The following is a 10149-nucleotide window of genomic DNA, read 5'->3' on the forward strand; positions in this document are numbered from 1 at the left end:
GTTTTTGAGTTGTAAGGGTGAATTGCATTCGCCCTATGAATAGACAAGTTGACAAGCCCGTGTTCCTTGCGGGCTTAGACATAAGAACAAAAGAATGTAAGATGTGGGAATGGCACCAACAAATCTATGATAAATCTTTTGTTTGTGTGCGAATTGCATTACCTTTGCACGAGACATTCAACACATCATACGATGACATATACTATTGAAAAAGTAACCACACTGATAGGTGCGCGTCGTTTTGGAGAACATGAAGCTAACATCGGGTTTGTTCTAACCGATAGCCGTTCACTGTGTTTCCCTGAAGAAACCCTGTTTTTTGCATTAAAGTCCGGTCGCAACGATGGACATTATTATATCCCGGAACTGTATCGCCGCGGGGTGCGTAACTTTGTTGTAGGGCATGTGCCTCACGATTTTGCACAGCTCTATGCCGATGCAAATTTCCTGAAAGTGGTCAATCCGTTGGAAGCCTTGCAGCGTTTGGCCGAGCGGCATCGCGACGAATTCAACATTCCCATCGTGGGTATTACCGGCAGCAACGGTAAGACGATGGTGAAGGAATGGCTCTACCAACTGGTATCACCGCAGCTGATGACCACTCGCAGTCCTCGTAGTTACAATTCGCAGATAGGTGTTCCGCTCTCCGTATGGCTGATGAACGAGCAGACACAGGTAGGAATCTTCGAGGCAGGTATCAGTTTGCCGGGTGAGATGTTGGCTTTGCGCGACATCATTCAGCCCACTATCGGTGTGTTGACCAGTCTGGGGCTGGCTCATCAGGAGAACTTCTCGTCGATGGAAGAGAAGTGTCGTGAGAAGTTGAGATTATTCCATGATGCGTCGAATGTGGTATATTGTTCAGACGACGAGGTCGTTGTGCGTTGTCTGGAGGAATCGGACTACAAAGGGGAAAAGACCGACTGGAGTATGAAGAATCCAGAGGCTGCTCTCTATATATATAAGGTGGAAAAGGGTGAGACGATGACTCGCGTCTCTTATATATTCCGTGGCACGGAGCAGGGGGAGTACGATTTACCTTTTATCGACGATGCCTCGGTGGCTAATAGTGTTACTTCGGCAGCTGTGGCACTGCTGCTCGGTGTGTCGAAAGATGATTTGAAGCTGCGCATGGCAACACTCGAACCTGTAGCCATGCGCCTGGAGGTGAAGCAGGGGCAGCATGGCTGTACGCTGATTAACGATAGTTACAATTCCGACATTAACTCCTTGGATATTGCACTTGACTTTATGAATCGTCGGCCGGACCATCAGGGACGTCGGCGGACATTGATTTTGAGTGATATATTTCAAAGTGGTGAGCAGCCGAGGCGGCTCTATCAAGAGGTGTCGAACATGGCTGTAGAGCGTGGAGTGCAGAAGTTTATCGGTATCGGACCGCAACTGCTGCAACAGGCCGACGTGATAGCCGTGGGCGAGAAATACTTCTTTGAGAATGTGGAAGATTTCATCCACAGCGATGTGTTTCATGGATTGCGCGACGAAGTGATATTGTTGAAGGGGGCACGTCCGTTCGGTTTCGACCAATTAACGGAACTCCTGGTGCAGAAAGTGCATGAAACCATTTTGGAGGTCAACCTGAATGCAGTGGTGGATAACCTGAACTGGTATCGCTCCTTCATGCGCCCTGAGACCAAGTTGGTGTGCATGATCAAGGCCGATGCGTATGGGGCAGGGAGCGTGGAGATAGCCAAGACGTTGCAAGACCATCGGGTGGACTATCTTGCCGTGGCCGTAGCCGACGAGGGTGTGACGCTCCGGAAGAACGGAATCACGAGTAATATCATGATTATGAATCCTGAGATGTCGTCGTTCAAGACGATGTTCGACTATGAACTCGAACCCGAAGTCTACAGTTTCCGCCTGTTGGAAGCACTGATTAAGGCTGCGGAGAAAGAGGGTATCACAGGTTATCCCGTACATATCAAGCTCGATACGGGCATGCACCGGTTGGGATTCAATCCCCGTGAAGACATGCCGCGACTCATCGACCGTCTGAAACATCAGAATGCGATTATTCCCCGGTCGGTATTCTCGCATTTCGTAGGTTCGGACAGCGACTCTTTTGATGTGTTTTCGGCAGCTCAGTTCGCTCTCTTTGAAGAAGGCTGCAAGCAGTTGCAGGATGCCTTTGAGCATAAGATATTGCGCCACATGGACAATTCGGCCGGTATCGTTCACTTTCCGGAACGCCAGTTGGATATGTGCAGACTTGGACTTGGGCTCTACGGTATCAACAGTCGTGACAATGCAACCATCAACAATGTGAGTACGCTGAAGACCACGATATTGCAGCTGCGCAATGTTCCGGCCGACGAAACGGTGGGCTATAGCCGTAAAGGTAAGTTGGAGAAAGACAGTGTAATAGCAGCCATCCCTATCGGATATGCCGATGGTTTGAACCGTCATTTGGGCAATCGTCACTGCTATTGCCTTGTAAACGGACAGAAAGCCTACTATGTCGGCAATATCTGTATGGACGTTGCGATGATAGACGTGACGGGAATAGACTGCAAGGAGGGCGATGTTGTTGAAATATTCGGCGATCATCTGCCGGTAACAGTGCTCAGCGATGTGCTTGATACTATTCCTTACGAGGTGTTGACAGGTATCAGTCCGCGAGTGAAGCGAGTCTATTTTCAGGATTGACAGGTCGTTCTGGGGTGGCTGGATTTACTAATTGAATATGTCAAATAATAATCTTAATAATATGAAACTACAGAAATCGGGCAGGATGTCCAATTTTCGTTGGGTTATCTGTGGCTTGTTGTTTTTGGCAACAACAGTAAATTATCTGGACCGTCAGGTGTTATCGCTCACCTGGAAAGATTTTATTGCTCCAGAATTTCACTGGAGCGACAACGACTACGGTACTATTACCGGATTCTTTTCCATCTTCTATGCCATCGCAAACCTGTTTGCGGGGAAGCTGATAGACTGGCTTGGTACGAAGCGAGGGTATCTCATAGCCATCTTCGTATGGTCTACGGGAGCTATCCTTCATGCCGGTTGCGGTTGGTTGGCCATGCACATAGAGGGTTATGGCAGTATGGAAGAGTTGGCCCTTATACAGCATGGGAGCGATGCAGCGGTGGCTTTGGCCACTGTCAGTGTGTGGTTGTTTCTCTCTTGCAGACTGGTACTTGCTATTGGGGAAGGGGGGAATTTTCCGGCTGCTATCAAAGTGACGGCAGAGTATTTCCCGAAAAAAGACCGTGCTTTTGCCACGTCCATCTTCAATAGTGGGGCTTCTGTGGGTGCATTGGCAGCTCCGGCTACCATTCCGCTGTTGGCCCGTGCATGGGGATGGGAGATGGCTTTCGTCATCATTGGTATGCTCGGATTCGTCTGGATGGGGCTGTGGATATGGCTCTATGACAAGCCTGTCGGCAGCAAATATGTGAACGAAGCCGAGCTGGCTTATATAGAACAGGACGACGAGACGGGAACGAATGTACCTCAGAAAGTGCAGGCCGATGAGAAACCTATTGGTTTCTGGAAATGTTTTACCTATCGGCAGACGTGGGCTTTCTTTGTCGGAAAGTTCTCTACCGATGGTGTCTGGTGGTTCTTTCTCTTCTGGGCACCAGCCTATTTCTCCGACCAATACGGTTATACCTCGGACTCGTCGATGGGTATCCTGCTTGTTTTCACGCTCTATGCCATCTGTACGGTACTCAGCATCGGGGGTGGTTATCTGCCTACGTACTTCGTGGATAAGAAGGGCATGAATCCTTATGCCGGCCGTATGCGGGCCATGTTGATATTTGCCTGTTTCCCTGTCTTGGGTTTGCTGGCTCAACCTTTGGGTACGCTGAGTGCCTGGTGGGCTGCCATCATCATCGGCCTGTTGGGGGCAGGGCATCAAGCTTGGTCGGCCAATCTGTATTCCACGATTGGCGACATGTTTCCCAAGTCAACCATAGCGACGATTACCGGTATCGGCTCGATGGCGGGCGGTGTGAGCAGTTTCATGCTGAACAAAGGTTCGGGATTGCTCTTTACCTATGCGGCAGAGCAAGGCTCGGCTTTCCGTTTCATGGGATTTGAGGGGAAGCCAGGCGGCTATATGATAGTATTCTGCATCTGTGCTGTGGCTTATCTGATAGGGTGGACGTTGATAAAACTGCTAGTCCCCAAATACAAACCTATTGTCTGATGAGGCTTGGGATGTGTTACTCCCGACGGGGGATGCCGAAGTGTTTGAAGTTATATTCTGCCTCGTTTTTCTGTTAGGCTTTTGCAGGATTGCTGCAAGGGCCTAACAGTTTTGTAGAATAGGCCTTGCAGCGATGTTGCCAAGGCTTTGCAGTATGTTGATAGAAAAATGGATGTGTGGAAGAGTGGGCATGGTATTGAGAGAATCGGACTTGATGTAGCTTGTAAGTTGTTCAAAATGGGAAACTTTTGTATTTTTACTTCGAGAATAAATTTTCTTTTTGGAAAATTACAAAGTTGTTAATTTTGAATTTATCTTCCAAAAAGGAGATATAAAATGAAATATATTGTGTACATTTGCAACATCAATCCTACTGATCAAGACAAACATGGAAAAGAATAAGATTTACTCTTATGAGGAGGCTTTTCAGGCTTCCTTGAGGTACTTTGACGGTGACGAGCTGGCTGCCAGGGTATGGGTTAACAAGTATGCGATGAAAGACAGCTTCGGAAATATTTTCGAACAGAGTCCGGCAGATATGCACTGGCGTATTGCCAACGAAATCGCACGTGTTGAAAAGAAATATCCGAATCCGATGTCGGCACAGGAAGTGTTCGACCTGATGGATCATTTCCGCTATATTGTTCCGGCCGGCAGTCCGATGACGGGCATCGGTAACGACCATCAGGTAGCCAGCCTGAGCAACTGTTTTGTGATTGGTCTTGACGGCGATGCAGACAGTTACGGAGCTATCATGCGCGTAGACGAAGAGCAGGTGCAGCTGATGAAGCGTCGCGGTGGGGTAGGTCATGACCTGAGTCATATCCGCCCGAAAGGTTCGCCGGTGAACAACTCGGCCTTGACGAGTACCGGCTTGGTGCCTTTCATGGAGCGTTACAGCAACTCTACGCGCGAAGTGGCGCAGGATGGTCGTCGCGGTGCGTTGATGTTGAGTGTAAGTATCAAGCACCCCGACAGCGAGGCTTTTATCGACGCCAAGATGACTGAGGGCAAGGTGACAGGTGCTAATGTGTCGGTAAAGTTGAACGATGAATTCATGCAGGCAGCCGTAGACGGCAAGCCTTATGTGCAGCAATATCCTATTGACAGCGACAGTCCGGTGGTGACGAAGGAAATCTCTGCCAAGGAATTGTGGGAAAAGATAGTACACAATGCGTGGAAGAGTGCCGAGCCGGGTGTGCTGTTTTGGGATACGATTATACGTGAGAGTATTCCCGACTGCTATGCCGACTTGGGCTTCCGAACGGTGAGTACCAATCCTTGTGGCGAGATTCCATTGTGTCCCTACGACTCTTGTCGTTTGTTGAGCATCAATCTTTATAGCTATGTAGAGAATCCGTTTACCGATAAGGCTACCTTCAACTACGAGAAGTTCAAGAAGCACGTGCAACTGGCACAGCGCATCATGGATGATATCGTGGACCTGGAGATGGAGAAAATCGACCTGATAATGAAGAAAATCGAGGCCGACCCACAGAGCAATGAGGTGAAGGGGGCAGAATATCATCTATGGGAAAAGATTCAGCGCAAGAGCGGTATGGGCCGTCGTACCGGCGTAGGCATCACGGCCGAGGGCGATATGCTGGCTGCCATGAATCTGCGCTATGGCACGCAGGAGGCTACCGACTTCAGCGTCAATGTGCATAAGACGTTGGCACTGAATGCCTATCGCAGTTCGGTGACGATGGCCGAAGAGCGCGGAGCATTCGAAATCTACGATGCGAAGCGTGAGGCTGCCAACCCGTTTGTGCTGCGTATCAAGGATGAAGCCCCTGAGCTGTATGCAGATATGGAGAAATATGGTCGTCGTAACATCGCCTGTCTGACCATCGCTCCTACGGGTACTACCTCGCTGATGACACAGACGACGAGCGGTATCGAGCCCGTGTTCATGCCGTTCTACAAGCGTCGTCGCAAGGTGAACCCCAATGATACCGACGTGCATGTGGATTTCGTGGACGAGGTGGGCGACTCTTTCGAGGAGTACATCGTGTACCATCGCAAGTTCCTGACATGGATGCAAGTAAACGGATACGATCCCAATCAGCGTTACACCGCAGAAGAAATGGATGCGCTGGTGGCTAAATCGCCTTACTACAAGGCTACGGCCAACGATGTAGACTGGCTGATGAAGGTGAAGATGCAGGGCGCTATCCAGAAGTGGGTAGACCATTCTATCAGCGTAACGGTGAACCTGCCGAACAATGTTGACGAGGAATTGGTGAACCGCCTGTATGTGGAAGCCTGGAAGAGTGGCTGCAAGGGATGTACAATCTATCGCGACGGCAGTCGCGCAGGGGTGATGATTTCGGTATCGAAGAAAGATAAGAAGAAAGAAGAAAAGCAGGAAACACCGGAACCCTTGACTGCTCCTGCACCTCCTTGTCATCATGCCGAGGTGACGGAAGTCCGTCCGGCAGAGTTGGAGTGCGACGTCGTAAGATTCCAGAACAATAAGGAGAAGTGGGTAGCTTTCGTGGGCTTGCTCAATGGTTATCCTTATGAAATCTTCACAGGTCTGCAAGACGATGAGGAAGGTATCGTGTTGCCGAAGACCATAACCAAAGGTAAGATTATCAAGAAAAAGAGCGAGGATGGCAGCAGCCGTTACGACTTCCAGTTTGAGAACAAGCGTGGTTATAAGACGACGGTGGAAGGATTGAGCGAGAAATTCAATCCCGAATATTGGAATTATGCCAAGCTCATATCCGGTGTATTGCGCTATCGTATGCCCATCGACCATGTGATGAAGCTGGTAGGTTCGCTCCAGTTGAAGGACGAGAGCATCAATACATGGAAGAACGGTGTAGAACGTGCGCTGAAGAAGTATATCACGGACGGTACTCAGGCAAAGGGACAGAAGTGTCCGGTTTGTGGTAGTGAGAGTCTGGTATATCAGGAAGGCTGTCTGATTTGTACCAGCTGTGGTGCAAGCAGGTGCGGATAAGACCATAGCAGAAGTGAATGGCGAAGTTCCGCGAGATGGTAAATGCTGTCTCGTGGAATTTCGGATATAATACAAACCGCATGAAGTTAGAAGAAAGTTTCATCTGTCTGAAAGGATTGAGGTATCATGCTTTCCATGGTGTGCTGCCGCAGGAACGGCTTGCGGGTAACGACTATGTGGTGAATCTGCGAATGGGCTATGATGTGTCGCGAGCCATGCGGTCGGACCATGTGGACGATACGCTGAACTATGCCGAGGTATATCTTGTGGTGAGCGAGGTCATGTCGGAGCGTTGTAACCTGTTGGAGCGTGTGGCAGGAAACATCGGGCAGCGACTGCTGGCGAGATTTACCGATATGAAATCCGTCGAGATAGAAGTGGTCAAGGAGAATCCTCCGATGGGTACGGATTCGGGTAGCGCAAGCGTAAAACTACTTTTAATAAATGATAAAACCTAGGTGTAGATAGTGATTTTGTAATATTAAATGGTTACTTTTGTCCATTATACCTCTATGATATATAAGAAAACATTGCTCTCATTGATAACATTGCTGCTGGTTGCTGTCAATTCTATGGCTGCCAATGGACATTTTACGCTTGTTATCGACCCTGGGCATGGAGGCCACGATACGGGAGCTATGGGGGCTTTTTCTAAGGAAAAAGACATAAATCTGACGATAGCACTGGCTTTTGGCAAATTGGTGGAACGCAACTGTCCCGATGTGAGAGTTGTATATACGCGGAAGACGGATGTATTTATTCCTCTGAAAGACCGTGCCGACCTGGCTAATCGACACAAGGCCGACTTGTTTGTATCGGTGCATACGAATGCACTGCCGGGCGGACATATTGCCCGTGGATTTCAGACCTATACGTTGGGTAGTGGAAGGGCGAGCGGTAGCAAGCGCGGCATTGTGCAGAATCTGGAGGTGGCCAAGCGCGAGAATGCCGTTATCTATATGGAGAAAGACTACCGGCAGACGTATCAGGGCTTTGATCCGAACTCTGCCGAGAGCAATATCATGTATGAGTTTATTCAGGATAAGAACATGGAGCAGAGCGTGGCATTGGCCAAGATGATGCAGCGCAATGTGTGTTCGGCTACGGGGCGTGCCGATATGGGGGCGCACCAAGACAACCTGGCTGTATTGAGGCTGTCTTCGATGCCGAGTTGTTTGTTGGAGCTGGGATTTATCTCAACCCCCGATGAGGAGCAGTTCCTGAATTCCGCCGATGCCGTAGACCGCTATGCGAAGGGAATCTTCAATGCCTTTGTGGCCTATAAGTCGAAATATTATGGGGGAGATATCGTAGTTCCTTACAAGGTGACAGCACCTGCCAAATCGTCTATACAAGACATTGTGCCCGAACAATATAAGAAACCTGAGATGCCGGAAACGGTCGAAGCACCGGCACAGGAGACCAATGAACGCCCTGTGTTCAAGGTTCAGGTGTTTACATCTGGCCATAAGCTCAGTGCCGGTGAGATGAATTCCCGTGGGGTGGAGAACATCGATTTCTATCAGGAGAATAATATTTATAAATATACATGTGGCGCTTCGAGCGACTACAATGAAATCAATAGATTGCGTATACAGCTGCGTGATAAGTTTCCGGAGGCCTTTGTCATAGCCTTTAAAAACGGTGTGAAGATGGACGTGAGGGAAGCTATCAGGGAGTTTAAGCAGAACAAATAACGAGTAAGCGAAATGAAGAAATTATTCACAAGAGAAGTTAAGATAGCTATTGTAGCCATTCTGGGAGTGATAGTGCTGTACTTTGGGTTGAATTATCTCAAAGGTATGTCTATATTCTCCAATAAATATATATACTTTGTGCAGTTCACGGATATCAGCGGGTTGTCGTCTTCCAACCCTATCTATGCCGATGGCTATCAGGTGGGAGTGGTGAAGGGAATACAGTACAACTATAATCAGGCTAAAGATATCTTGGTGGAAATAGAAGTGGATAATAATCTTCGAATCCCGAAGGGTAGCTCGGCTGAGATTGTAAGCGACTTCATGGGCAACGTGAAGATGAATATTCTCATGGCCAATAACCCGCATGAGCGCATGGTTTTGGGCGATACGATAGTCGGAGTGATTAACGGCGGTGCGCTTGCGCAGGCAGCTTCGATGATGCCTACGGTACAGCAGATGTTGCCGAAGTTGGATAGTATCTTGACAAAGGTGAATCAACTGTTGTCCAATCCGGCCATAGCTCAGACCTTGGCGAACGCTCAACAGGTGTCTGCAAACTTGACTACGACCACCCAGCAGCTCAATACATTGATGGCAGGGTTGAATAAGAATGTGCCTGGCATGATGACAAAGGCAAATAGCGTGCTTGACCATACAAACCGGTTGACAGCTAATTTGGCTGCCGTAGATGTTGCCGGAACAATGGCTAAGGTTGATGCGACGATTGCAAATGTACAGTCTGTCACGGCTAAACTGAACAGCAATGAGGGTAGTCTGGGCTTGTTGATGAACGATGCACGCCTATATAATAATCTGAATGCGACGATGCTGAGTGCCGACTCGTTGCTCAATAATTTACGAGAGCATCCTAAGCGCTATGTTCATTTCTCGGTTTTTGGCCGCAAGGATAAATAGCTCATTTGATTAAAGGATTTAAATTGTAACTATTTAAAAGTAGTCTAAATAGGAGGGACTGATGTTTCACGGACTTAGAAAAGGCTCGGAACACGTTTTATAGTGGGCTGTTTCGGCAATGTTTATGCTTGCATGTTACACAACTTCCATAAACTTGGGGAAGCTGTGTAATGTGCGTAAAATCAAGAGGTTGTAATTATGAAAGCTTATTTAGATAACCGGCAAGACGTAAAACTGCTAAACGCCCTATTATAAAGGCTTTACGCTATATTCCTTAAAAAACGCTAAACAAGGCTCATTTGTTTTATTCATATTTCTTTGCTAAATTTGCAAACACGTTAATAGACTGAGAGTCGAAAGACATACTAAATAAGAATAAATTTCAA

At 48.2% G+C, this 10149-nt stretch carries 6 protein-coding genes; all 6 read left to right on the forward strand.

From position 1 onward, the window contains the following. Window positions 1–192 precede the first annotated feature (192 nt). The 6 genes from ACZ42L_RS12180 to ACZ42L_RS12205 all read left to right on the forward strand — a co-directional run bounded on the left by ACZ42L_RS12180 (window position 193) and on the right by ACZ42L_RS12205 (window position 9763). Window positions 193–2670, forward strand: a complete 2478-nt coding sequence (locus ACZ42L_RS12180; protein WP_464716253.1) for a bifunctional UDP-N-acetylmuramoyl-tripeptide:D-alanyl-D-alanine ligase/alanine racemase — start codon at window positions 193–195, stop codon at window positions 2668–2670. A gap of 61 nt (window positions 2671–2731) precedes the next feature. After that, complete coding sequence (locus ACZ42L_RS12185) at window positions 2732–4180, forward strand: MFS transporter (protein ID WP_464716254.1); 1449 nt, start codon at window positions 2732–2734, stop codon at window positions 4178–4180. Between the two features lie 388 nt (window positions 4181–4568). Continuing rightward, window positions 4569–7148 (forward strand): adenosylcobalamin-dependent ribonucleoside-diphosphate reductase, encoded by a 2580-nt coding sequence (locus tag ACZ42L_RS12190; protein ID WP_464699584.1) that lies wholly within the window; start codon window positions 4569–4571, stop codon window positions 7146–7148. Between the two features lie 80 nt (window positions 7149–7228). Further along, on the forward strand, window positions 7229–7606 hold the full coding sequence (gene folB / locus ACZ42L_RS12195; protein ID WP_464703884.1) for a dihydroneopterin aldolase: 378 nt from the start codon (window positions 7229–7231) through the stop codon (window positions 7604–7606). A 57-nt stretch (window positions 7607–7663) separates the two neighbouring features. After that, a complete protein-coding gene (locus tag ACZ42L_RS12200) occupies window positions 7664–8845 on the forward strand; it encodes an N-acetylmuramoyl-L-alanine amidase family protein (protein ID WP_464701713.1) in 1182 nt (393 codons plus the stop codon). 12 nt (window positions 8846–8857) lie between these two features. After that, window positions 8858–9763 carry an MlaD family protein gene (locus tag ACZ42L_RS12205; protein WP_464716255.1) on the forward strand — a complete coding sequence of 302 codons (906 nt, stop codon included), beginning with the start codon at window positions 8858–8860 and terminating at the stop codon, window positions 9761–9763. The last annotated feature ends 386 nt before the right edge of the window (window positions 9764–10149 follow it).

Source organism: Prevotella mikamonis (assembly GCF_055381405.1).

Coding starts and splice junctions, on each gene's coding strand:
- ACZ42L_RS12180 (WP_464716253.1), top strand. CDS start 193: ATGACATATACTATTGAAAAAGTAACCACACTGATAGGTGCGCGTCGT.
- ACZ42L_RS12185 (WP_464716254.1), top strand. CDS start 2,732: ATGAAACTACAGAAATCGGGCAGGATGTCCAATTTTCGTTGGGTTATC.
- ACZ42L_RS12190 (WP_464699584.1), top strand. CDS start 4,569: ATGGAAAAGAATAAGATTTACTCTTATGAGGAGGCTTTTCAGGCTTCC.
- folB (WP_464703884.1), top strand. CDS start 7,229: ATGAAGTTAGAAGAAAGTTTCATCTGTCTGAAAGGATTGAGGTATCAT.
- ACZ42L_RS12205 (WP_464716255.1), top strand. CDS start 8,858: ATGAAGAAATTATTCACAAGAGAAGTTAAGATAGCTATTGTAGCCATT.